Annotated in this window: 22 protein-coding genes and 1 pseudogene; 15 read left to right on the top strand and 8 right to left on the bottom strand. The window is 66.5% G+C overall.

Translation table 11 applies throughout. The features are described 5' to 3' along the window. Positions 1 to 88: 88 nt before the first annotated feature. Positions 89 to 529 (top strand): DUF8820 family protein, encoded by a 441-nt coding sequence (locus NN4_RS34870; protein ID WP_246181249.1) that lies wholly within the window; start codon positions 89 to 91, stop codon positions 527 to 529. Between the two features lie 46 nt (positions 530 to 575). Then, the gene (locus NN4_RS34865; protein ID WP_147140186.1) at positions 576 to 1,586 is read left to right on the top strand and encodes a DUF6745 domain-containing protein; all 1,011 of its coding nucleotides are present in this window, start codon (positions 576 to 578) and stop codon (positions 1,584 to 1,586) included. A 185-nt stretch (positions 1,587 to 1,771) separates the two neighbouring features. Here the strand turns inward: NN4_RS34865 and NN4_RS34860 are convergent, their stop codons facing one another. Together NN4_RS34860 and aztA are read right to left on the bottom strand one after the other, a co-directional pair. Then, on the bottom strand, positions 1,772 to 2,260 hold the full coding sequence (locus tag NN4_RS34860) for a DoxX family protein (protein WP_147140182.1): 489 nt from the start codon (positions 2,258 to 2,260) through the stop codon (positions 1,772 to 1,774). Between the two features lie 16 nt (positions 2,261 to 2,276). Then, positions 2,277 to 3,002: a zinc ABC transporter ATP-binding protein AztA gene (aztA, locus tag NN4_RS34855; protein ID WP_147140180.1), complete on the bottom strand. Its 726-nt coding sequence runs from the start codon at positions 3,000 to 3,002 to the stop codon at positions 2,277 to 2,279. 47 nt (positions 3,003 to 3,049) lie between these two features. On the opposite strand from aztA, the gene aztB reads away from it, so the two are divergent. From aztB to aztD, 3 genes are read left to right on the top strand one after another with little or no spacing between them, the layout of a single operon-like run. Beyond that, complete coding sequence (gene aztB, locus NN4_RS34850) at positions 3,050 to 5,041, top strand: zinc ABC transporter permease AztB (protein ID WP_147140178.1); 1,992 nt, start codon at positions 3,050 to 3,052, stop codon at positions 5,039 to 5,041. Then, positions 5,038 to 5,961 (top strand): zinc ABC transporter substrate-binding protein AztC, encoded by a 924-nt coding sequence (gene aztC / locus NN4_RS34845; RefSeq protein WP_147140176.1) that lies wholly within the window; start codon positions 5,038 to 5,040, stop codon positions 5,959 to 5,961. The genes aztB and aztC overlap by 4 nt, the downstream gene beginning before the upstream one ends. A 27-nt stretch (positions 5,962 to 5,988) precedes the next feature. Next, a complete protein-coding gene (aztD, locus tag NN4_RS34840; RefSeq protein WP_147140175.1) occupies positions 5,989 to 7,158 on the top strand; it encodes a zinc metallochaperone AztD in 1,170 nt (389 codons plus the stop codon). Positions 7,159 to 7,237: 79 nt separating this feature from the next. Here the strand turns inward: aztD and NN4_RS34835 are convergent, their stop codons facing one another. Further along, complete coding sequence (locus NN4_RS34835) at positions 7,238 to 7,450, bottom strand: hypothetical protein (RefSeq protein ID WP_147140173.1); 213 nt, start codon at positions 7,448 to 7,450, stop codon at positions 7,238 to 7,240. 267 nt (positions 7,451 to 7,717) lie between these two features. Between NN4_RS34835 and NN4_RS34830 the strand changes: the two genes are divergently transcribed. Both NN4_RS34830 and NN4_RS34825 read left to right on the top strand, forming a co-directional pair. Next, complete coding sequence (locus NN4_RS34830) at positions 7,718 to 8,263, top strand: hypothetical protein (RefSeq protein WP_186818777.1); 546 nt, start codon at positions 7,718 to 7,720, stop codon at positions 8,261 to 8,263. A 90-nt stretch (positions 8,264 to 8,353) separates the two neighbouring features. Next, positions 8,354 to 10,441, top strand: coding sequence for an MMPL family transporter (locus NN4_RS34825; protein ID WP_147140168.1), 2,088 nt, complete (start codon positions 8,354 to 8,356; stop codon positions 10,439 to 10,441). On the opposite strand, the gene NN4_RS34820 is transcribed toward NN4_RS34825, so the two are convergent. The 3 genes and pseudogenes from NN4_RS34820 to NN4_RS34810 form a co-directional block, all read right to left on the bottom strand. Further along, positions 10,398 to 10,919 (bottom strand): CAP family protein, encoded by a 522-nt coding sequence (locus tag NN4_RS34820; RefSeq protein ID WP_147140165.1) that lies wholly within the window; start codon positions 10,917 to 10,919, stop codon positions 10,398 to 10,400. The genes NN4_RS34825 and NN4_RS34820 overlap by 44 nt on opposite strands. Before the next feature lie 248 nt (positions 10,920 to 11,167). Further along, a pseudogene (locus NN4_RS34815) lies at positions 11,168 to 11,377 on the bottom strand (alpha/beta fold hydrolase); the annotation flags it as partial. 47 nt (positions 11,378 to 11,424) lie between these two features. Further along, positions 11,425 to 12,090 (bottom strand): dioxygenase family protein, encoded by a 666-nt coding sequence (locus NN4_RS34810; RefSeq protein WP_135236594.1) that lies wholly within the window; start codon positions 12,088 to 12,090, stop codon positions 11,425 to 11,427. Positions 12,091 to 12,490: 400 nt separating this feature from the next. Here NN4_RS34810 and NN4_RS34805 point away from each other — a divergent pair, with 400 nt between their 5' ends. The 8 genes from NN4_RS34805 (at position 12,491) to NN4_RS34775 (ending at position 18,633) form a co-directional block, all read left to right on the top strand. After that, on the top strand, positions 12,491 to 12,868 hold the full coding sequence (locus NN4_RS34805; RefSeq protein WP_147140161.1) for a nuclear transport factor 2 family protein: 378 nt from the start codon (positions 12,491 to 12,493) through the stop codon (positions 12,866 to 12,868). 135 nt (positions 12,869 to 13,003) lie between these two features. After that, a complete protein-coding gene (locus tag NN4_RS34800) occupies positions 13,004 to 14,056 on the top strand; it encodes a multicopper oxidase domain-containing protein (protein WP_147140159.1) in 1,053 nt (350 codons plus the stop codon). A gap of 2 nt (positions 14,057 to 14,058) precedes the next feature. Next, on the top strand, positions 14,059 to 15,240 hold the full coding sequence (locus NN4_RS34795; RefSeq protein ID WP_147140157.1) for a ZIP family metal transporter: 1,182 nt from the start codon (positions 14,059 to 14,061) through the stop codon (positions 15,238 to 15,240). Next, complete coding sequence (locus NN4_RS34790) at positions 15,237 to 15,653, top strand: Rieske (2Fe-2S) protein (RefSeq protein ID WP_147140155.1); 417 nt, start codon at positions 15,237 to 15,239, stop codon at positions 15,651 to 15,653. The genes NN4_RS34795 and NN4_RS34790 overlap by 4 nt, the downstream gene beginning before the upstream one ends. Before the next feature lie 43 nt (positions 15,654 to 15,696). Continuing rightward, a complete protein-coding gene (locus tag NN4_RS34785) occupies positions 15,697 to 16,263 on the top strand; it encodes a GNAT family N-acetyltransferase (RefSeq protein ID WP_147140153.1) in 567 nt (188 codons plus the stop codon). A gap of 46 nt (positions 16,264 to 16,309) precedes the next feature. Next, positions 16,310 to 16,579, top strand: a complete 270-nt coding sequence (locus NN4_RS34780; RefSeq protein ID WP_147140151.1) for a hypothetical protein — start codon at positions 16,310 to 16,312, stop codon at positions 16,577 to 16,579. Further along, on the top strand, positions 16,576 to 16,716 hold the full coding sequence (locus tag NN4_RS45370; protein WP_186818776.1) for a hypothetical protein: 141 nt from the start codon (positions 16,576 to 16,578) through the stop codon (positions 16,714 to 16,716). Before NN4_RS34780 ends, NN4_RS45370 begins: the two co-directional genes overlap by 4 nt. Before the next feature lie 1,137 nt (positions 16,717 to 17,853). Beyond that, positions 17,854 to 18,633, top strand: a complete 780-nt coding sequence (locus NN4_RS34775; protein WP_147140150.1) for a class I SAM-dependent methyltransferase — start codon at positions 17,854 to 17,856, stop codon at positions 18,631 to 18,633. Between the two features lie 35 nt (positions 18,634 to 18,668). Here the strand turns inward: NN4_RS34775 and NN4_RS34770 are convergent, their stop codons facing one another. After that, on the bottom strand, positions 18,669 to 19,877 hold the full coding sequence (locus NN4_RS34770; protein ID WP_246181247.1) for a macrolide family glycosyltransferase: 1,209 nt from the start codon (positions 19,875 to 19,877) through the stop codon (positions 18,669 to 18,671). Between the two features lie 5 nt (positions 19,878 to 19,882). Further along, positions 19,883 to 20,503, bottom strand: coding sequence for a CatB-related O-acetyltransferase (locus NN4_RS34765; RefSeq protein ID WP_147140218.1), 621 nt, complete (start codon positions 20,501 to 20,503; stop codon positions 19,883 to 19,885). Positions 20,504 to 20,544 lie beyond the last annotated feature (41 nt).

Raw genomic sequence — 20,544 nt, 5'->3', positions numbered from 1 at the left:
TCGGCTCCGGCCTGCGCGTTGCGCACTGCGACACGATTTGCTCGCTCATACGTCCCCGCCCCTTCTGTCCTGTTTCGATAGTGATGAGGTGAGTTCTACCAAGTCCCACCGACATCCGGGGCAGCGGGCGGGCTTTGTCGGTGCCCGCCGCTACCGTCCTGGGCACGGCACCGATCTCGGGCCGGCGGTGGGAGGAGAAATCATGTATCGGCAAGGCGACGTCTTGATCGTTCCGTTGGCGGAAAGCGCGGTGCCCGAAACGGCCGTGCACGCGGCCTCGGAACCCCGCGACGGCCGCGGGCGATTGGTGCTGGCGCTCGGCGAAGTCACCGGCCATGCGCACGCAATCGCCGGTCCCGGCAGGTTGATTCGCGAGGCGAGTGTGTTCGGACCGATGCTGCTGCACCTGCCCGAGGGCGGTCGCGTCGTGCACGAAGAGCATGCGGCCATCACGCTGCCGAAGGGGTGGTATCGGGTGGTGCGCCAGCGGGAGTACGTGCCCGGGTCGGTACGAATCGTCGCCGACTGAACATCACAGCGTCAGACAACCTTACGAACACAGGAAGAGTGAAGACGTGACGGAACGTGATGTGTGGCGGGCGATTTCGGCGAAGACCGGCGCCGGTGATCGAGCGGCGGCGGAGGCCGGGGTGCGGGCGGCCTATCGGCAGGCGGGACTGGCCGAGCCTGAGCGGATCGTATGGGTCGGTTCGCCTTTGGCGGCGGTGCGGATGCTGTCGGAGGGCGGGGTGGGGGAGCGCGGTGCCAGTGTGCGCGAAGCGGTGCGTAGTGCGCCGTGGGCGGCCGAACGTGCCCGCGTCCATGCGGAATTGGGGTCGAAGGCGTTCAACGAACGCTGGCAGGCCACCGGTGCGGGCTTGTGGGAGCTGACGCAGACCGTTGTCGATCGGGTGCGTGAAGGTGTCATCGAAGCTGCGGCGAGCACGGCCGAGCAGCGCACCCAGGTTCGCCTGTTGCTGCTGGATGCCACACTCGGCCAACATGATTCCGCGTGGTTGTGCGCCTTCGACACCGACGCAGGCTCGCCACTCGGTGGATTGGCCGCGGTGGCAAGGGAAGCTGGCTGGTGGTGGCCGTACGAGAAGGTCGCCCTGATCAGCGAACGCCCCACCGCCTTGCACCGCGACGAAGCCGGCCGCCTCGACCGCGGCGACGGCCCCGCGCTGGCCTATAGCGACGGCTTCGAGCTACACGCATGGCGCGGCATGTCCGTCAGCGCCGAATTCCTCGACAGCTTGCGGGCACTGACTCCGGAGCAGATTCGCGCGGAAGAGAATGCCGAGCTGCGCCGGATCATGCTCGAGTACTACGGCTACGACCGCTATCTCGACGAATCGGGCGCGCAACCGATCCACCGCGACGAAACAGGGGTGCTCTGGCGGATCGAGCTCGTCGGTGACGAGGACGTGGCGATGGTCGAAGTCGTCAACTCCACCCCCGAGCCCGACGGCACCCACCGCACCTACTGGCTGCGCGTCCCCCCGGCGACCCGCACCGCCCGCGAAGGCGTGGCATGGACTTTCGGACTGGGCGCAGAAATCTACGAGCCCGTCCAGCAGACCTGAGTACTTGTCACTGTGCCTGGGGTTGCTCCAGCGGCAAAATCCGCACCGACTCTCGGGATCTGTACCCACCTGGGCGCCCCTAGTGGATGCGGATCCCGAGAGCCAGTGCGGATTCTCGGGAGTTGCGCAGCGCGCCGACCGGGCTGGGCGCTGTCGATCGGCGGCGATGGTGCATGCGGGGGCAGTCAGTAGGCGAGGGGGCGGGCTCCCCGACGGGCGAGGCGTGCGTCGATCGACCAGGCTCCGGCGCCGACGATGAGGAGGAAGACACTGCCGCACAGTTGGGCGAGGTCGGTGCGGGAGTCGTGGATGAAGTCCCACCAGCCGGACTTGCCGCTGAACAGGGGCGCGTCGCCCCACAGGATCGGGAGTTTGGTGATCAGCAGGGCGCCGAGCATGTTCACGATCATCGGCACCGCCGCGAGGCGGGTGAGGAGCCCGGCCAGAATCAAAGCGCCGCAGACGATCTCGAACACGCCGTCGAGTGGGCCGAAGAATCCTGGGGCCGGGATACCGGCTTTGTCGAATCGGCCGGTGCCGAGGGTGTCGGGGTAGAGGAACTTCTGGATGCCTTCGAAGAAGAACACCGCACCTACGTAGAGGCGAATCCAGATCGTCGCGGCCGGCGCGGTGGTGGAGAGCAACCGAGTTCGCCAGGGGACGGTGTCGGACACGCGGAGCCCCTTTCCGTCAGGTCAATTCTAGGGCCCTTTCGTTCGCTGCGGAGGGCACCGCGCGGTATCGGATGAGAACGTCATCGGGCGCGCCCTCGGAGATCAGGGTGCCGTCGCGCAGGTAGAGGCAGTGGTCGGCGCGGGCCGCCTCCTCGGCGTCGTGGGTGGCCTGTACGACGGTCACGCCGCCGGCGCTGATTTCTCGAATGGCGCGCGAAATCTCTTGCTGGGAACTGGAATCCAGTCCGGCGGCCGGTTCGTCGAGCAGCAGTACCTCGGCCTCCTGCGCCAGCGCTTGGGCCAGCAGGGCACGCTGACGCTGACCGCCGGACAGGGTGTCGAGCCGGCGGCCCGCCAGGTCGGTGATGTCGAGACGCTCCAGACAGGTGTCGACGAGGGCGCGGTCGGCCCGGGTCAGCCGCCGCCACGGGCCGCGGTGCGCCCAGCGGCCCATCGCCACCGTCTCGCGCACCGTGATCGGCAATGTCGCGGGCACCGCGGTGTGCTGGATCACGAAGGCGGGCCTGCGCTCGGTGGTCCGCTCGACCGTCCCTGCGGACGGGGCGAGCACGTCGGCGAGTACCGCGAGCAGCGTCGATTTCCCGGACCCGTTCGGGCCGACGATCGCGGTGACCTGGTCGGCCGGAATCACGCCGCTCACCTGGTGCAGCACCGTACGACCTGCGTAACCCGCGGACAGGCCGTGCAGGCGCAGCGCGCTCGGGGTCTCCGTGTGGATCATTTCACCTCACTTGTAATGACAATCGTTTTCATTCTACTGTAGGGCGCATGGAGTGGTTGTTCGCCCCGTTCGAGGTGGCTTTCGTGCAACGGGCGCTGTGGGGCGGCCTGCTCGTGTCCTGCATCTGTGCCCTCGCGGGCACGTGGGTCGTGGTGCGCGGCATGGCTTTTCTCGGGGACGCGATGGCGCACGGCATGCTGCCCGGCGTCGCGGTGGCCTCGCTGCTCGGGGGCAATCTGCTGGTCGGCGCCGCGATCAGTTGTGCGGCAATGGCGGTGGGCGTCTCCGCGATCGGCCGCAACAAACGATTGTCGGCCGATACCGGCATCGGTTTGCTGTTCGTCGGCATGCTCGCGGCTGGTGTCATCATCGTGTCGCGCTCGCAGTCGTTCGCGGTCGACCTGACCGGGTTCCTGTTCGGCGACGTACTGGCGGTGCGCGACCGGGATCTGCTGTATCTCGTTGTGGCGCTGGGTATTGCGGTGCTGATAACGGCACTCGGGCATCGCGCGTTCGTGGCATTGACCTTCGACGCGCGCAAAGCGCACACCCTGGGTCTGCGCCCGCAACTCGCGCACGTGGCGCTGGTGGGACTGGTGACACTGGCGATCGTCGCGTCCTTCCATATTGTCGGCACGCTGCTGGTGTTCGGGCTGCTCATCGCACCGCCCGCGGCCGCGACGTACTGGGCCGACCGGATTCCGATGGTGATGGTGCTCGCCGCGGTGTTGGGCGGTGTGGCCACGACGACGGGGCTGCTGATCTCCTGGCACGCGGGGACGGCGGGCGGCGCGACGATCGCCGCCGTCGCGGTCGCCCTGTTCTTCCTGTCCGCGCTGGCGGCTGCGGCGCGGGACCGGCTGCGTGGCAAAGGTATTCGCACAGCGGCGGTAGCGGCGAGTGCGCTTGCCGTGGTCCCGCTGGCCGGTTGTGGAACAACCCCCGAGTCCGCCCCACCGGTCGAGACGCCGCACGGCTATGTGGCCGGTGCGGAGGAGTCCGCCGAGCCGCAATCACGGCTGATCCTCGCCGACCGTGGCGCGGGCGCGATCAAGGTGCTGGATCTGACCACCGAGAAGTCCGTGGACGCGGGCCGCGCCGACGGTGTGCGCCGCATCGTCGGCGATGGTCGCTATGGCTATGTGAGCGTGGGGAATTCGACGCGCATCGTGGACAGCGGCGGCTGGATGGTCGATCACGGCGACCACGTGCACTACTACCGTGCCCCCGTCCGCGAAGTCGGCACCCTCGGCGGGCAGGTGGTGGCTGCGCACAGTGATCCGGTGCTGGCGGCGCTGGTGCTCGAAGACGGCGCCACGGTGCTGCTGGACCGTCCCGCGCTCGATCAGGGCTCGATCGTCGAGCGCGGCAGGATCACCGGTGCCGCGGCGCTGCCGTATGCCGCGCACCTGCTGGTCGCGACCGGTGACAAGGTCGAGGTACGTACCCGCGACAACGCCGCAGTGACCACGATCGCCGAACCGTGCCACGACCCGCGCGGCCGGGCGGTGACCCGCCGCGGCGCCGTATTCGGTTGTGCCGACGGTGCTTTGGTCGTGACGGGGGACGAAGGCAACTTCACTGGACAGAAGATCCGCTACCCGGCCGACGTCGCCGCCGCCGACCGCGCCGTGGAGTTCACCCACCGCCCCGGCAGCGCGACGCTCACCGCCCGCGCCGGCGAGCAGGGATTCTGGACGCTCGACGTGCGGAAGAAGAACTGGACGCTGGCGCAGGTCGGCCCGGTCGTCGCGGTGAACACCGCGGGCGAGGGTGCCACGCTGCTCGCGCTGACCCGCGACGGTGTGCTGCACAGCTTCGATCCCGGAACCGCAAGGGAGACAACGCAGGTCGCGCTGCTCGAACCGCTCGCGGACGGCGCCGCCGCACCGGCGATCCTGGTCGACTCCCAGCGCGCGTACGTCAACGACGCACCCCGCGGGAAGGTCTACGAGATCGCGTACAACGACAACCTGCGCCTGGCCCGCACCCTCACCGCCGACCTCGCACCGACCCACATGACGGAGACCGGCGAATGAAAACCCTGCTGCGCGTAGTCGCCGCGCTTGCCGTCGTGGTCCCGCTGCTCGTCGCGTGCACCGGAAGCGGCGGTGATCGCACCGGAATCGTGGTCACCACCAACATCCTCGGTGATCTCACCCGCGTCATCGCCGGCGACACCGCCGAGGTGACGGTGCTGATGGCCCCCGATGCCGACCCACACTCGTTCGCGGCCTCGGCTCAGCAGGCCGCGAAACTCGACCGCGCCGCGCTCGTCGTGCACAACGGTTTGGGCCTCGAAGAAGGGGTGGCGCGCCATGTGGCGGCCGCGGCGAGTTCGGGAGTTCCGACGCTCGCGGTCGGTGACCACGTCGACCCGATCAGCTACACCTCCGACGAATCCGCAGGGCGTGTCGATCCGCATTTCTGGACCGATCCCAAGCGGGTGCGGGTGGCGGTCGAGACGATCGCCGCTGCGATCATCGAACACGTCGACGGTGTCGATGCGACGGCGATCCGCGCCAATACCGATCGGTACCTGACCGAGCTCGATCAGCTCGACCAGTGGGTCGCCGACCAGTTCGCCGGTATTCCCGCCGAACGTCGCAAGCTGGTCACCAACCACCACGTCTTCGGTTATCTCGCACAGCGTTTCGGCTTTCAGGTGGTCGGCGCGGTGATGCCGAGCGGCACGGCACTTGCCTCCCCGAGCTCGTCGGACCTCAGCTCGCTGGCCGATGCCATCCGGACCGCCGGCGTCGGCGCGATCTTCATCGATTCGTCCCAGCCCGACAAGCTCGCTCGCGTGCTGGCCGAGCAAGTCGGGGTGCGCGTGCAGGTCATCGCACTGCACACCGAGTCGCTGACCGCGCCGGGCGGCGGCGCGGCCACCTTCCTGGAGATGACGCGCGCGAACACCGCGGCGATCGTGCGCGGTCTCACCGCACCTCCCACCTGATACCCCACGAGAACACGGAGTAAGTAAATGCACATGCGGTCACGAGCCACCAAGACAGTGGCTCTATCCGGAATCGTCGCTTCGGTAGTCGCCGTAAGCAGCTGCGGCACGGACGATTCCACCGAGTCGGCGGCGCCCGCGCACGGTGCCGAGCCGATCGCGCTCACCTATGACGGCGGCATCTACGTCTTGGACCCGACCACGCTGGAAAAGACCGGTGAGGTGCAGCTGGAAGGCTTCAACCGGCTCAACCCGGCCGGCGACGACCGGCATCTGATGGTGACGGTCAAGGACGGCTTCAAGGTCTTCGACGCGGCCGCCACGAAATTCACCGGCACCGAATTCCCGGCCGCCAAGCCAGGTCACGTGGTGCGCCACGCAGGCCGCACGGTGCTGTTCGCCGACGGCACCGGCGAGGTCACCGCCTTCGAATCCGCCGCGCTCGAGTCGGGGAAGAAGCCCGAGACCGAGGTCTATCGCACGCCCACCCCGCATCATGGTGTCGCGGTGCAGCTGGCGAACGGCAACCTGCTGGTCACGCTCGGCACCGAAGAGAAGCGGGTCGGGGCCGTGGTGCTGGACGCGCAGCGCAAGGAGATCGCCCGCAACGAGGACTGCCCCGGCGTGCACGGTGAAGCCGCAGCCAAGGACGAGGCGATCGTCATCGGCTGCCAGACCGGCGTTCTCGTCTACCGCAACGGAGCCATCACCAAGGTCACCAGCCCGACGCCCTACGGCCGCATCGGAAATGCGGCGGGCAGCGATGTCTCGCCGATCGTGCTCGGTGACTACAAGCAGGACAAGGACGCCGAACTCGAACGCCCCCAGCAGATTTCGCTCATCGACACGGTCAGCGGCTCGCTGCGCCTGGTCGACATCGGCACCAGCTACACCTTCCGCTCGCTGGCCCGTGGCCCGCAAGGCGAGGCGCTGGTGCTCGGCACCGACGGCCGCCTGCACGTGATCGACCCGGTGGCGGGCACCATCACCCGCTCCATCCCGGTGCTCGCGCCGTGGCAGGAACCGCTGAAGTGGCAGGATCCCCGCCCGACCCTGTTCAGCCGCGACGGAATGGCCTACGTGTCCGACCCGGCGACCAAGCAGGTACACCGGATCGACCTGAGCACCGGCGCGGTGGCCGCGAGCGCGACACTGGCCGCCACGCCGAACGAACTGAGCGGAGTGATCGGACACTGATCGGACCCGACTAGCTTGTTCATGCGGTCACCCGGCTCGAACTTCAGTGCTTCGAGCCGGGACCGCATGGCAAGTCAGGCTATTTCGCCGACAGCGAGGACGAGCCGCTGAACAGGCATGTTAGCAAGTTGAAGTTGCTCGGATTGCAATCGATCGACTTCGCGGTCGGGTTCGGCTGCGGTTCCGTCGGAACCGTCGACTCGGCGTAAGCGCTCGCGCCCGTGATCGCGGTCATGGTCACGAAAACTGCGCCGACAACAGCGCTGCGCAGTGCCGTTCGAGAGGTAGGCATTCGATCTCCTTCGGTGGATGCTGATGCTGAATGCCATCAAGTTATCCGGTGCCGGAAGCCGCCCGCACGCCCCGAGTTACGTTGCCCCCCATTACTTTCTCGATGATTCGGTTAGGCTCACCGTGTGTCCGAACCGACGGAGTCGGACGTGATCTGCACGAGGTGGGCAGTCTTATGACCGCGACGGCGAACGACGATGCGTCTCCGGTGCCGGACCGGCCGGGCAGCGCTACCGAGCGGGCGCGTCGGAGACAGCGGATTATGTGGATGGTCGCTGTCCTCGTACTTTTCGCGGTGGGAGTCGCGGCCGGGCCCGCATGGTTTCAGTCACTCCGTTTCTATCGATTCGACTGGGTCCCGGTATGGGCGCCGGCGGCGTGCTGGACGGCCGCCGTGCTACTGCTCGCCGTGCAGCGAGTGGGTCCGCGCCGCAGTCCGGGTCAGCTTGCGGTTGCCGCCACCCTGGGGCTGGTGCTGGTGCCCGTGTGGGCCGTTTCGATGTTCGTGCACGGGTTCGTCGCCGAGGAAAGCAAGGTCGTGGCCGTCGAAGTGAGTCCCGACGGGAGCCACGAAGTCGTCACGGAATCGCACAAGATCTACAACCACCCGCCCGGTTGCCGCGTCGTGCTTCGTGAGCGTGGCGGGCTGTTCAGCAGGCAGGCCACCGTCTGGAACGAGGACGAGTGCCCGCAGCGCGTGTCCTTCACCGGCGACACCACGATCAGCCTCACCAAACCGGGCTCCGGGAAGGTCGAGACGACGACCTTCGACGCCGAGCAGATGCAGGTAGCAAAGATTTATGGATTCGACTGATCGCTGCGCTTTGCCTACCGGGCCGTGATCATCCCCACGTGGCCGGGGTGACAACGCGCGCCCCGGCAGTGGTTCTGCCATCGTGTGGTGATGCGCATGTGGGATCGGTTCGCGACCGCGGTCACCGCCCGTAGGTCATGGTTGCTGCTCGTGTTGCTCGCCTTAGTGTCGGCCGCATTGATCGGTGGAATCGGCGGTAACGACGCCGCGGGGGAGGCGCCGAACTCCTTGCCGGGCAGCGCGGAATCGGCGCGGGTCAAAGAGCTGCTCACCCAATTCCCGGATGCGGGTACCGCACCCGCGGTGGTCGTGGTGACCCGCACCGACGGCGCCGAATTGGCTGCCGATGAGGTGGCGGAACTGCGGGTCCGGCTCGGTGAGCTGGCCATTTCGCCCGATCGGCAGGCCGCGATCGGACGGCTGCCGGTCGACGCGAAGTTGAGCGGGTTCGCCTTGACCGACCGCATCAACGAACTGCGCGAGTCCGTGAAAGCCGGGCAACCGGCGGATCTGAACATTCAGGTGACCGGCGGGCCCGCGTTCGGCGGAGACATCGCCGATTCCTTCGCCGGTGCCAACATCACCCTGCTCGCGGTGACGGCCGCCGTCGTCGCGTTGCTGCTCATCGTGACCTACCGGTCGCCGGTGCTGTGGCTGGTGCCGTTGCTCGTGGTCGGCTCGGCGGATCGCGTCGCGGCCACCGTCGGCACTGGACTGGCCCGGTGGACCGGGCTCGCCTTCGACGGCTCGACCTCGGGCATCACCAGCGTGCTCGTCTTCGGCGCGGGGACGAACTATGCGCTGCTGCTGGTCTCGCGCTACCGCGACGAGTTGCATCGCAATGCCGATCATCGGGCGGCGTTGCGCCACGCGGTCCGGCATGCCGGACCGGCGATCCTGGCGAGCAATGTCACCGTCGTCGCCGCACTGTTGACGCTGCTGCTGGCTTCGCTGCCCAACACTCGCAGTCTCGGTGTGGGCGCCGCCGCCGGGTTGGTGGTGGCTCTGGTGTTCGTTCTGGTGGCGCTGCCTGCCGCGCTGGCCTTGTGCGGGCGCAATATCTTCTGGCCGTTCGTCCCGCAGGCGGACGATCGGATGGCGGCCGAGCAGGGGATGTGGCATGCGATCGCTGCGTGGGTCGTGCGTAAGCCGGTGATCGTCGCCTGCGGCACACTGGTGGTGCTCGGTGGGTTCGCGGCCGGCTTGATCGGGACCGACGTGGGGTTGTCACAAACCGATCAGTTCCGGGTCCGCGCCGAATCCGTCGAAGGATTCGACACCCTCGCCGCGCATTTCCCGGCCGGTGCGGCCAACCCGACGATCGTCTTGGCGAAGGCGGATGCGGGGGCCGAGGTCCAGCAGAAGCTGCGGGCCATGCCGGGCATCACCGAGGTAACGCCCACCGGAACCTCGCCGTCCGGGCTGATGCGGTGGTCGGTCGTGCTGAACGCCGAACCCGGTTCGCCGCAAGCCTTCTCGACCATCGAGTCGATGCGGACCGAGCTGTCCTCGATACCCGGCGCACTGGTCGGCGGCGGCGACGCGGAGGGGTTGGACACCAGGACAGCCGCCGAACACGATCAGCGCGTGGTGATTCCGATGATCCTGGCGGTCGTGTCGGTCATCCTGCTCGCCCTGCTGCGTGCCGTTCCCGCTGCCGTGCTGCTAGTGGGTGTCTCGGTGCTCAGCGCGCTGGCCGCGCTCGGGCTCGGGGCCTGGATCGGCTTGCATGTCTTCGGTTTTCCGGCGTTGGACACCAGCGCGCCGCTGTATGCCTTCCTCTTCCTGGTAGCGCTCGGCATCGACTACACCATCTTCTTGGTGACCCGAGCGCGTGAGGAAACACCCGACCACGGCAGTACCCAGGGCATCGTCCGCGCCGTGTCCGCCACCGGCGCCGTCATCACCAGCGCGGGCATCGTCCTGGCCGCCGTGTTCTGTGTGCTCGGCGTCCTGCCGTTGATCATCCTCACGCAGCTCGGAATCATCGTCGGGCTGGGTATTCTGCTGGACACCTTCCTGGTCCGAACCGTAGTCATCCCAGCACTTTTCAGCATCACCGGGCCGAAAATCTGGTGGCCCAGCGCCCTCTCCCGCGTCCCCACTCCAGCGGGGGCGCGGGATGCGGGGCAGCTCAGTTCTGCGGACGACCGACGTTCTGCGGGAACTGGCCCCTGACGTTTCCCGGCGGGGTGTAGCGGGCGACTATGTAGGTGCTGGGCTGCGAGAAGATGGTGCCTGCTGGGCATGAAGCAATGCCCACGGTCAGCTGCGTGCTGGCCTTCCACACCACCTGGGTGAAATGTCCTGTCTCGGGGGAAAAGCCGGGATTGTTGTAGTCGTACTTGCTCGCCTCTGCCATCCAGCTCTTCATCGCGTCTTCGAAACTGCGATTGCCGGTGCCCGCATAGAGATTCTCGCCGTAGCGGCCGCGCGAATCCGAGTGCTGGAACTTGCATGCCGCGGCGTATTGCTGTGTGTCGGCGGACAAGCCCGAGTTCCAGGTCATCGGAGGAGCCCCATACTGTGCACGCGCCGCGTTCGCCACGGAGAGCTTGTGGGCATCGGAGGTGTCCGCCCCGGCTGGGACGGCGAGGGCGACTGAACCGGCGAGGGCGACCAGGGCACCGGCAATTGCCAAGCGCGACTTGTGCATTCGACTTCCTTCCGATCGGTGGATAGCGCGTCCCACCGTAGGACCGGTCGGTCTGCGCCACAAGAGAATGATCACCAGTGGCGCTCCCCAGTCGAGGGGAACGCGGGAGGCTGACCGCCAGCAGGGGCGACGCGAACTTCGGCGGAGCAGTTCTGAGCGGGTCCGGGGACAGCGATGCCCGCCGCGCGGAGTTTGCCGGCGAAGAGCGCGGACAGGCCGTGCGGGGCCACCAGCGGCGGCGCAAAACGCTACCGGTGGAACAGTTTACGGGCCCGATCCAGGTCGGTGTCGTCGGTCCAGCCCATCGGGAACGGGCCGACCACGCCGATCACCCGGCCCGGGTTGCGGTCGGCCCAGTGCACGCCGAGTAGTGCGCCGTAGGACCAGCCCACCAGCAGTGGGCGGTCCACCCCTCTGTGGTTCAGGACGGCGTCGAGGTCCCGGACCGCCGCCTCGAACGTGCACCTTGACCTCGGGCAAGGTCAAGCGCGCGAACTCCGGCATGTCAGCGGAAGTTCAGAATGAAGTCGTAAGTCGCCTCCCGCCCGGTGGGCACGGTACGGACCGTCATCAGCAACCGACGGTCGAAGATGGAATCGGTGTTGTTTCGTGGCTCGTTGGGGAAATACAGCTGGGTGGTCAGCACCCGCTGGTTAGGAGCCTGCACTTTGACGTGGATGTGCCGGGTGCGGCCCGGGTACAAGCCCGGCACGATGGTCGAGAGTTTGAATTGGCCGTTCGCGTCGGTGAATTGATGGCCGCGCCACTTGTAGCCCGAATTGTCGTAGGCGCCTGCGTTGTCGGCCTGCCAGAAGTCCAGTAGTGCCTGGGCGACCGGGCGGCAGGAGCGCGTGAACACATAGCCGCTGACCGTCAGCCGGGTGCCGGGGGAGCCGGGTATCACCAGATCGCTCCGGAGCGGCGAGTTCGGCTTGAAGTACGGGCCTTCGGTTTGTGAAATTGTGGGTGCGTCCCCGTCGTGGCAGGCCGGGGTGGGTTCGAGGTCGTCCGGTACGGCCTGCTGACCTTCGTCGGCGTTGCCGATGCCGACCGCGGCACCGGTCAGTGTCGCCGCGGCGGGCACGGCCAGTAAACCTAGTTGCAGCAGGCGTTTCCGAGTAATCGCCTGGGGGAGTTCGGTGTCGTCATCCGGCAAATGGTCGGTGCTCATGATTTGATCTCCTCGCGAGAGGGTGGGCGGGAGTGTTCAGGTGTCACATCCGGTCGGCAATAGGTCATTGCACTACTCGCAACCCGAGCAGCGGGCTGTTGTGCTGCTCAGTAGCCAAACGCCTTGTCGGCGAAGGTATTTCGAGCTCGAATGTGACAATGACGATAGGTCGCGCACGGCGGACCGGGCAAGGGGCCGGGGGTGGAAGAAGTACAACTTTCATTGATATGTAGCCGGGATCTCCAGTGCCTCAAGGAAACTGGTGCGGGCCCGTGACTTGCGGCGATGTGTCCCCAGTGACTCCCCGGTTGTCGGATATCGCTGTCACGGCCTCGGCGATTCGCATTCTCCGGTTGGTGCAGACTGGGGACATTGTCGAATACCACGTGAGGATGACGGAATGGCTGAGGTAGATGGTCCGCTCGATGCGTTGGTCGATACGTATTGTCTGGGATGGAGTGATCCGGATCCGGTGCGGCGACGGGAATTTTTGAGCGCAGCGTTGGCGGCGGACGCGACGTATACCGATCCAACCGTGCACGCGGTCGGGGTCGAGGAGCTGGCGGCCCATATCGATGCGGTGTTCGCGCAGCAGCCGGGGATGCGGGTGCTGCGGGTCAGCCGGATAGATGCGCACCATGACATGGCTCGGTTCGGCTGGCGGCTGGTGCAGGCGGATGGCACGGCGTTGCCGGACGGGGTGGACTTCGTGGAGGTCTCGGCGGAGGGGCGGATCCGCCGGATCGTCGGATTCTTCGGCGGGTTGCGCAGCATTTAGCGCGAGTTGAGCTGGTAGTCCACGCTCCGGCCGGATGTCGATCCGAGCTGCGGCGTTCGATGGGTTGAATTTTAGAGTTCGGTAGCCCAAACTTTACCTACCGTTCCATCGATCCACGAAGTAAGGCACACCTGAATGGACATTCCGACTCGGCGCCGATTCCTGGCCGGCGGGGCTGCGGCCGGTGCGGTAGGTGTGGCTTTAGGGGCAGGTGGGGTCTTGGACTCGGCGTCGGCCCGGGCGCGGGAGCACGACCGGCCGGCGCACCAACACGGCGCTGATCAGCACGGCGGGGGAGCTTCCGGGCCCACGTTTCGCAAGGGCAGCGTCGTCGACCACGAGGCGAACGGATTCGATCCGACTGCCATCCTGCGCGACTTCGACTACGGCCGGGTCACCACCGGCCCGGACGGTCGCACGCTGCGGGAATGGGATGTGTACGCCAGCGACGAGGACATCGAGATCGCGCCGGGGGTGAGTTTCCCGGCGTGGACGCTCAATTCGCGGATTCCGGGACCGACCTTGCGTTGCCGGGAAGGCGACATGCTGCGGGTCAATTTCACCAACGGCTCGAAACACCCGCACACGCTGCATTTTCACGGCATCCACCCGGCCGACATGGACGGCATCCCCGGCCTCGGCCGCGGCATCATCAACCCGGGGGAGAGCTTCACCTACGAGTTCGACGCCACCCCGTTCGGACTGCACCTGTTCCACTGCCACGTCGGGCCGCTGGCCGAGCACATCGCGCGCGGCATGTACGGGACGTTCATCATCGATCCGCCGCAGCCGCGCCCGGCGGCCGACGAGATGGTGATGGTGCAGCACGGCTACAACACGACCTTCGACGGCGAAGGCAACCAGCTCTACGCGGTGAACGGGATCCCGTTCCACTACATGCACGAGCCGATCCGCGTGAAACGCAATGCGCTGGTGCGCATCTACCTGGTGAACGTGCTGGAGTACGACCCCATCAACAGCTTCCACATCCACGGAAACTTCTTCGACTACTTCCCGACCGGAACGCGTTTGGAGCCAACGGAATTCACCGACACCATCGTGCAGGGGCAAGGGCAGCGCGGCATCTGCGAGCTGCGGTTTCCGCATCTGGGCCAGTACATGTTCCACGCGCACAAGACCGAGTTCGCCGAGCTCGGCTGGATGGGCATGTTCGAGGTGACGGAGTAGCCATGGTGGACATCGAGCGCACCCGCAGGCCGTGGCTGCTCGGCCTGGTCTCCGTCGGACTGCTGGCGATCGCGTTGGTCGGGTTGGCCGTGCTGGGCGGGCGCAGCCTGCCGGAACGTACCGGGCCGCCGGTGGAGGAGATCGCGGTCGAGCAGACCAGGCTCGAGCCTGGTTCGATCGACTTGACGCTGCGTAATACCGGGCCTGATCCGGTCTCGGTCGCGCAGATCTTCGTCAATGACGCCTACGTCGACTTCACCGGTCCGGCCGAGCCGATCGGACGCTTGGAATCGGCGCGCGTGCGGCTGGACTATCCGTGGCAGGACGGTCAGCCCTACCTCGTGTCGATGCTGACCTCGACCGGGCTGGTCATCGAGCACGATATTCCCGCCGCGGTCGAGACACCCGCGACCAATGCGTCGTTCTTCGGGTTGATGGCCTTGCTCGGGACCTATGTCGGCATTATTCCGGTGGTGCTCGGGATGTTGTTCCTGCCGGTGATGCGGGCCGCCGGTGGTCGGGTCGTGCGGATACTGCTCGCGGTGACCGTGGGGTTGCTCGCGTTTCTGGCCTGGGAAGGTACGAGCGAAGGCTTCGAGCTGGCGGGTCGATCGGGTGGTGCGTTCGGCGGTACCGCGCTGGTCGTGCTCGGCGCGGTGCTGGCTTTCCTCGGGTTGACCGCGGTGGACCAGTGGCTGCGGAGCCGTCGACAGTCGGCCGCGGTGCAGGGGGCCAGTGGCGTGCGATTGGCGCTGATGATCGCCATCGGTATCGGACTGCACAATCTCGGTGAAGGTCTGGCCATCGGATCCGCCTATGCCGTAGGGGAATTGGCGCTCGGGACGTTTCTGGTGATCGGCTTCGCCATCCAGAACACCACCGAAGGGCTTGCCGTTGTCGCACCGTTGACCGAGCGCCGACCGCCACTGCTGATCCTGCTCGGACTCGGTCTGGTGGCGGGGGCTCCTGCCATCATCGGTGCCGTGGTCGGGGCGACGGTCAACAATGCGGAACTGTCCGCGCTGTTGCTCGGTGTCGGTGTCGGCGCGATCGTCCAGGTGATCGTGCAAATCGTGCCGAGCCTGCGGGAACCGGAGGGCAAGGGGATCGCGGTGTCGACGCTCGGCGGTGTTTCGATCGGGTTGTTGGTGATGTATGCGACGGGGTTATTGGTGACCGCATGATCGACGCACCAGATTCCGGTCGGCCATCCTGCAGCGGCTGCACCAGGCGCAGTGTGCTTGTCGGTGCCGCGGTGGCTGTCGCGGCAACCACCGCCGCGGGCTGCGGCCGAGGTGACGCGGACACCGCACCGGCTCGGGTACCGCTGGCCGAGGTCCCCGTCGGTGGTGGACGTATCTACCCGCAGCAAGACCTGGTCGTCACCCAGCCGGTCGCCGGCGATATCCGAGTCTTCTCGGCCACCTGCCCACACCAGGGTTGCCTGGTCGCCCGCGTCCGTGACGGTGCCATCGAATGCGCTTGTCACGGCAGCGGATTCAGCATCAGCGATGGATCGGCGGTGCGCGGCCCGGCGCGGAAACCGTTGTCCGCGCGCACGTTTGTCATCGAGGCTGCGGAGATCGTGGTTCGGTAGAAAACCATTGGATCATTCGATCCGCTCCATGTGAGCATCGCGTATGGCTGTCTACCTCGAGACCGACCGACTGACCCTGCGCCACTTCACCGAGACCGACGCCGAGCTGCTCATCGAGCTCGACAGCAACCCCGAGGTGATGCGCTACCTCTCCGGCGGCGTGCCCACACCGCCGGAGAAGATCCGCAAGGAAACGATTCCTCGGCTGCTGGGCCAATACAAGACATGGAACAACACCTACGGCACAATTGCCGCGCACGAGAAGGCCGACGGCGAGTTCATCGGCTGGTTCATCCTGCGCCCCGCAGCCGACGGCCCGCTCGACGAAGTCGAACTCGGCTACCGGTTCCGTAAGTCGGCCTGGGGTAAAGGATTCGCGACCGAGGGGTCGACGGCGTTGCTGCGCAAAGCGTTCACCGAACTCGGCGTGCGCATGGTCTGGGCCGAAACGATGTTCGTGAATAAGGGTTCGCGGCATGTCATGGAGAAGCTCGGCATGACCCACGTGAAGACGTACCACCCCGAGCTACCCATGATCGAAGGTTCCGAGCACGGGGAGGTTCGCTACGAGATCACTCGCGCGGAGTGGGAACACAACAGCCTGGTGTGAATCGGCGCCCAGCCCGCCGGGCAGCCACGTTTATGCGCCATCGGCCGTGGACCCCGAAAAGGTCGGCTGGTCGATCCCTGCTGGTTCGACGTCCCGATTCGACACCACCACCTCGGCAAATGGTGAAGTCGCTACCGTCATCGAGATACCCAATGCCGCAGCGCCGCAAGAGTACTCGTTCAGACTGGAGCTGCCTGCCGGTGCGGTCACCGAGCTACAGCCCGACGGGTCGGTGACCGTCAACAACAAACAGGGTCGACTGGTGGGCGGATTCAAAACCCCGTGGGCAAAAGACGCCGGAGGAGCCGCCGTGTGATCTGGCAGTTGGCCGACAGCGCCGAGCTGCTGGTGGGCTGGCGGCCCACCGACGACGCGCGCGCCACGGAGAAGGCCATGATCGCTGAGTTCGTGGCGACGTACGGCAAGCGGCCCTTCGCCAACCGCACCGGGTAGGACAAGCTGGGCGATCGGGCCGAGAATTCGCGACTCGGCAGCCAAATCAAGGTCTACGCTCAGGTTATCCACGAACTGCGCACCGAACGGATGACTCGTGCCGCAGCGACAGATGTTGGATTCGTGCGCCAACTGCGCACGGTGGAGTAGCTCGATCCGGCGGCCCGCCGAATTGATCACGACGAAATCTGTTGGCCTGATACAGATCAGATATCCCCTGCTGAGAGTTGTTGTGTAGCAAAACAATTCTTTGACCACCCAGGACGCCGTCCGCGTCGGCGCGTCACAGCGCCAGCGTCGCGTCAGGGCTCGCGAACAGCCCTCCGAGAATTCCTGAAGCTCCGGTGAAGTGCCACAGGTCGATTTATACTCAGAGTGAAAAGTGTTTCACAACAATTGTTTTGAAGAAATGGGGGTTACCGTGCATCCACGTATCTTACGAACATCGAAGAGAGCGGCTGCGGTCATGGCTACGCTCGCGGCTGTCGGGGGTTTGACTGTGGCTGGGGCGCCCAACGCGGCTGCCGACGATCGGGCCATATTCGAGCTCCCCTTCGGGGCGACCTACTACAGTGGCACGATCGAATTCTACAACCGCTCGGTCGTCGTCGCCGGCAGCCTTCGAGGCCTGAGCACCGGTTGCCGCCGGGGGTATGCTCTCAGCGAAACTGCCTGGGGCCTGGTTTTGGACGACAACACTACGAGCGCCACGTGCACGGGGCCCGTTCATCGGGAGATCCACCTCACGGCAGACGTGGCCGGTGGAGCCAGAATAGTCCAGGTCTGGCTCGTGGACGAAGACAACGGCGTCTTACTGGTGGGGTGCTCCGTCACGCGCGGAGGGGATCGCTGCGTCCGCATCCCCTAGAGCTCGGTTCGTCGCCGTGGCCAGAAAACAGTGAGAACCCGGCAAGTACCGGGCAGGGCCGTGGGTGCGGGCGTTGTGCGCAGCGGGTAACGGTGAGGGGCGAGAGCGCTGCCCACACATCGGTTCTGCGTAACAGGCCGACCACGCTCTGCAGTCGGAAACGATGCTGCTGTCGATTACGGATATGTGGGAGCCGGTCTCTGCAATAGATCAGGATTGGCTTTTGCTGGTGCTCGGAATTCGGTGATCCGCGCGACTAGGGTGACTGCATGGAAGACGAAGTGCGGCTGCGGCATTCCTCGTCGTTCGGTGCGGCGGCGCCCGCCTATGCCGAGCATCGGCCGGACTACGCGGCTGACGCGGTGCGTTGGGCGTTGGCGGCCGCGCCGGGACCGCGGGTGTTGGATCTCGGGGCGGGGACCGGGAAGCTGACTGGCACGCTGCTCGCGTTGGGCGCCGATGTTGTTGCGGTCGAGCCTGATTCGGCGATGCTGGCCGAGTTGCGTAGTGTGCTGCCAGCTGTTCGTGCCTTGTCGGGTAGTGCGGAGGAGATACCGCTGCCGGATGGGGCGGTCGATGCGGTGCTGGCGGGGAATGCCTTGCATTGGTTCGATATGGCTGTCGCGGGGCCCGAGATCGCGAGAATTCTCGCGCCCGAAGGGATTCTGGCCGGGTTGTGGAATGTTATGGACGACCGGGTCGACTGGGTTGCCGGACTAGAGCGGGTCGGCGGGAGTGCGGCCATCGGTCCGCGTGACACGTTCAGCAGCTGGCGCGCCGCGACGGAGCGGTTGTATCTTCCTGCGACTGGCCTGAATCCCCGGTTCGGGTCGCCGGAGCAGGCCGAGTTTACGCATGGACAGCGGCGCACGGCCGACTCCCTCGTTGCGACACTCGGAACCCGCGCGGGCGTGCTGGTCATGCAGGAGCCGGAACGACAGGCCGCGCTCGGCCGTATCCGCGCCTTTCTGGCGAGCAGGTCGGAGACCTCGGGCGGCGAGTTCGCCCTCCCGTTGCTGACCGGCGTACTGCGCGTTCGGCGCTTGTGAGATATTCCGGTCAGCGCGGTGAGATGGCTTGCGGATTAGGACATCCGAAGTGACATTGCTGGGATATGTTGGGGCAGAGCCGCTTCGACGAGGTCGGCGGCTCGCATGGTGCCGCCCTCAGCTCGCGCGGCGGCGCGCAACTGTGCTGCGCGGCGGGCCACCTCGGGGTCGGAGGTCAAGTCGTGCAGTGCCTCGCGTAGTTTCTCGGCGGTGGCTTCCTGGGTGTCGATGCGGCGGGCCACGCCCAGTTCGACGAGCCGGTCTGCGTTGAGGAACTGCTCGGCGGCCTGCGGCACGGCGATCATCGGAACACCGGCCAGCAGTCCTTCGCCACAGCCGCCCATGCCGGCATGGGTGACGAAGGTGTCCGCCTGTTCCAGGATCGCCCGCTGCGGAACCCAGGAGTGCACTTCGATGTTGGCGGGGATGTCGCCGAGTTCTCGCGGGTCGGTGTGCTTACCGATCTGTAGTACAACGTGCCAGCCGGGCAGGTCTCGGTACGCTTGCAGGCATTGGCGGTAGAACGCCGGTTGGCGCGTGTAGGCCGAGCCCAGCGAGATCAGCAGGACCTTCTTCGCCGCGGCCGGGCGGACCCAGCCCGCAGCGTCGCCGCGCGGGTCGAAGCAGGGTCCCACGAATGTCACCACCCCGGTATCGACGTCGTCGGCGTGCGGTTGCATGGCCCGGGGTATCAGCGCCAGGGCGCGGTCGGGCAGGCCGGAGAACGCGTCCACGTCGGTGGTCGCCGCATGGCAATCGGCAAGCCACCGTGCGAACTTCGCGCGGTAGGCGTCGGCGCCCGGCAACTGCCATAGGGGTGCCGCCACCTCCTGTTCGTAGCCTTTCCAAGCTACGAACGTGGGCGACAGCTGGACGACCGGGCGACCCTGCGCTTCGGCGAGGGCACGCCCGGCGTAGGCACCGATGTCATAGAGGTAGAGGTCCGCGGGGTCTGGGTCGTAGGCCGCGTGCAGTTGCGGGAGCGCCTGGACGGCGTTGTCGAGGAACAGGTTCATCACCGCGACGGGATCAGCGGGCCAGTTGTTGTCGGCGACCGGCAGCGCAGACGTGCACGGAACCAGGTCGGCGCCTGCCCCGGTAATCAAATCGGCGACGGCCGGGTCGTTGGCGTAGCTCACTCGATGGCCACGGGCAATCAGCTCGCGGATGAGCTCCAGGCTCGGCAGGACATGGCTGACGATGGGGATGCCGACCATCGCGATATGGGCAGGTCGTGAAAGCATTTCACTCATTTCCGGGCCTCGGCGGCTTCCAGGTCGGTAATGCTGCCGGACATGATGGTCGGCACGTGTTCGGTGAGGTGGTCGAGGGGCCAGTCCCACCACGCCACCGCCAGCAGGCGGGCGATGTCCTCGTCGCTGTAGCGGGTGCGGATGAGGCGGGCCGGGTTGCCGCCGACGATGCCGTAGTTGGGTACGTCGCCGACGACCACGGAGCCGGTGCTGATGATGGCGCCGTGGCCGATTCGCACGCCGGGCATCACGGTCGCGCCGTTGCCGAACCAGACGTCGTTCCCGACGATGGTGTCGCCTCGGCCGGGTAGGCCGGTGAGCAGGTCGAAGTGGTTCGACCATGAGCCGCCCATGGTGGGGAAGGGGAAGGTGGAGGGGCCGTCCATGCGGTGGTTGGCGCCGTTCATGATGAAGCGGACGCCGGTGCCGAGGGCGCAGAACTTTCCGATGATCAGTTTCTCGGGTCCGTAGTGGTAGAGCACGTTTCGGGTTTCGAACGCGGTCGGATCGTCGGGATCGTCGTAGTAGGAGAACTCGCCGACTTCGATCAGTGGTGAGGTGACCAGCGGCTTCAGCAGCACCACGCGCGGCTGGCCGGGCATGGGGTGCAACACCATCGGGTCGGCGGGGACAGGGCTGTCGGGCACGCGAAACTCCT

The organism is Nocardia ninae NBRC 108245 (genome assembly GCF_007990755.1).
Taxonomy (GTDB): Bacteria; Actinomycetota; Actinomycetes; order Mycobacteriales; family Mycobacteriaceae; genus Nocardia; species Nocardia ninae.
The sequence above is the reverse complement of the archived record's forward strand: the minus strand, read 5'-3'. Positions and strand labels throughout refer to the sequence as shown.

What these genes read in the sequence shown, in the direction of transcription:
- aztA (WP_147140180.1), bottom strand. Translation starts at nt 3,002, where the DNA reads ATGATCCACACGGAGACCCCGAGCGCGCTGCGCCTGCACGGCCTGTCC.
- aztB (WP_147140178.1), top strand. Translation starts at nt 3,050, where the DNA reads ATGGAGTGGTTGTTCGCCCCGTTCGAGGTGGCTTTCGTGCAACGGGCG.
- aztC (WP_147140176.1), top strand. Translation starts at nt 5,038, where the DNA reads ATGAAAACCCTGCTGCGCGTAGTCGCCGCGCTTGCCGTCGTGGTCCCG.
- aztD (WP_147140175.1), top strand. Translation starts at nt 5,989, where the DNA reads ATGCACATGCGGTCACGAGCCACCAAGACAGTGGCTCTATCCGGAATC.
- NN4_RS34835 (WP_147140173.1), bottom strand. Translation starts at nt 7,450, where the DNA reads ATGCCTACCTCTCGAACGGCACTGCGCAGCGCTGTTGTCGGCGCAGTT.
- NN4_RS34830 (WP_186818777.1), top strand. Translation starts at nt 7,718, where the DNA reads ATGGTCGCTGTCCTCGTACTTTTCGCGGTGGGAGTCGCGGCCGGGCCC.
- NN4_RS34825 (WP_147140168.1), top strand. Translation starts at nt 8,354, where the DNA reads ATGCGCATGTGGGATCGGTTCGCGACCGCGGTCACCGCCCGTAGGTCA.
- NN4_RS34820 (WP_147140165.1), bottom strand. Translation starts at nt 10,919, where the DNA reads ATGCACAAGTCGCGCTTGGCAATTGCCGGTGCCCTGGTCGCCCTCGCC.
- NN4_RS34810 (WP_135236594.1), bottom strand. Translation starts at nt 12,090, where the DNA reads ATGAGCACCGACCATTTGCCGGATGACGACACCGAACTCCCCCAGGCG.
- NN4_RS34805 (WP_147140161.1), top strand. Translation starts at nt 12,491, where the DNA reads ATGGCTGAGGTAGATGGTCCGCTCGATGCGTTGGTCGATACGTATTGT.
- NN4_RS34800 (WP_147140159.1), top strand. Translation starts at nt 13,004, where the DNA reads ATGGACATTCCGACTCGGCGCCGATTCCTGGCCGGCGGGGCTGCGGCC.
- NN4_RS34795 (WP_147140157.1), top strand. Translation starts at nt 14,059, where the DNA reads ATGGTGGACATCGAGCGCACCCGCAGGCCGTGGCTGCTCGGCCTGGTC.
- NN4_RS34790 (WP_147140155.1), top strand. Translation starts at nt 15,237, where the DNA reads ATGATCGACGCACCAGATTCCGGTCGGCCATCCTGCAGCGGCTGCACC.
- NN4_RS34785 (WP_147140153.1), top strand. Translation starts at nt 15,697, where the DNA reads ATGGCTGTCTACCTCGAGACCGACCGACTGACCCTGCGCCACTTCACC.
- NN4_RS34775 (WP_147140150.1), top strand. Translation starts at nt 17,854, where the DNA reads ATGGAAGACGAAGTGCGGCTGCGGCATTCCTCGTCGTTCGGTGCGGCG.
- NN4_RS34770 (WP_246181247.1), bottom strand. Translation starts at nt 19,877, where the DNA reads ATGCTTTCACGACCTGCCCATATCGCGATGGTCGGCATCCCCATCGTC.
- NN4_RS34765 (WP_147140218.1), bottom strand. Translation starts at nt 20,503, where the DNA reads ATGGTGTTGCACCCCATGCCCGGCCAGCCGCGCGTGGTGCTGCTGAAG.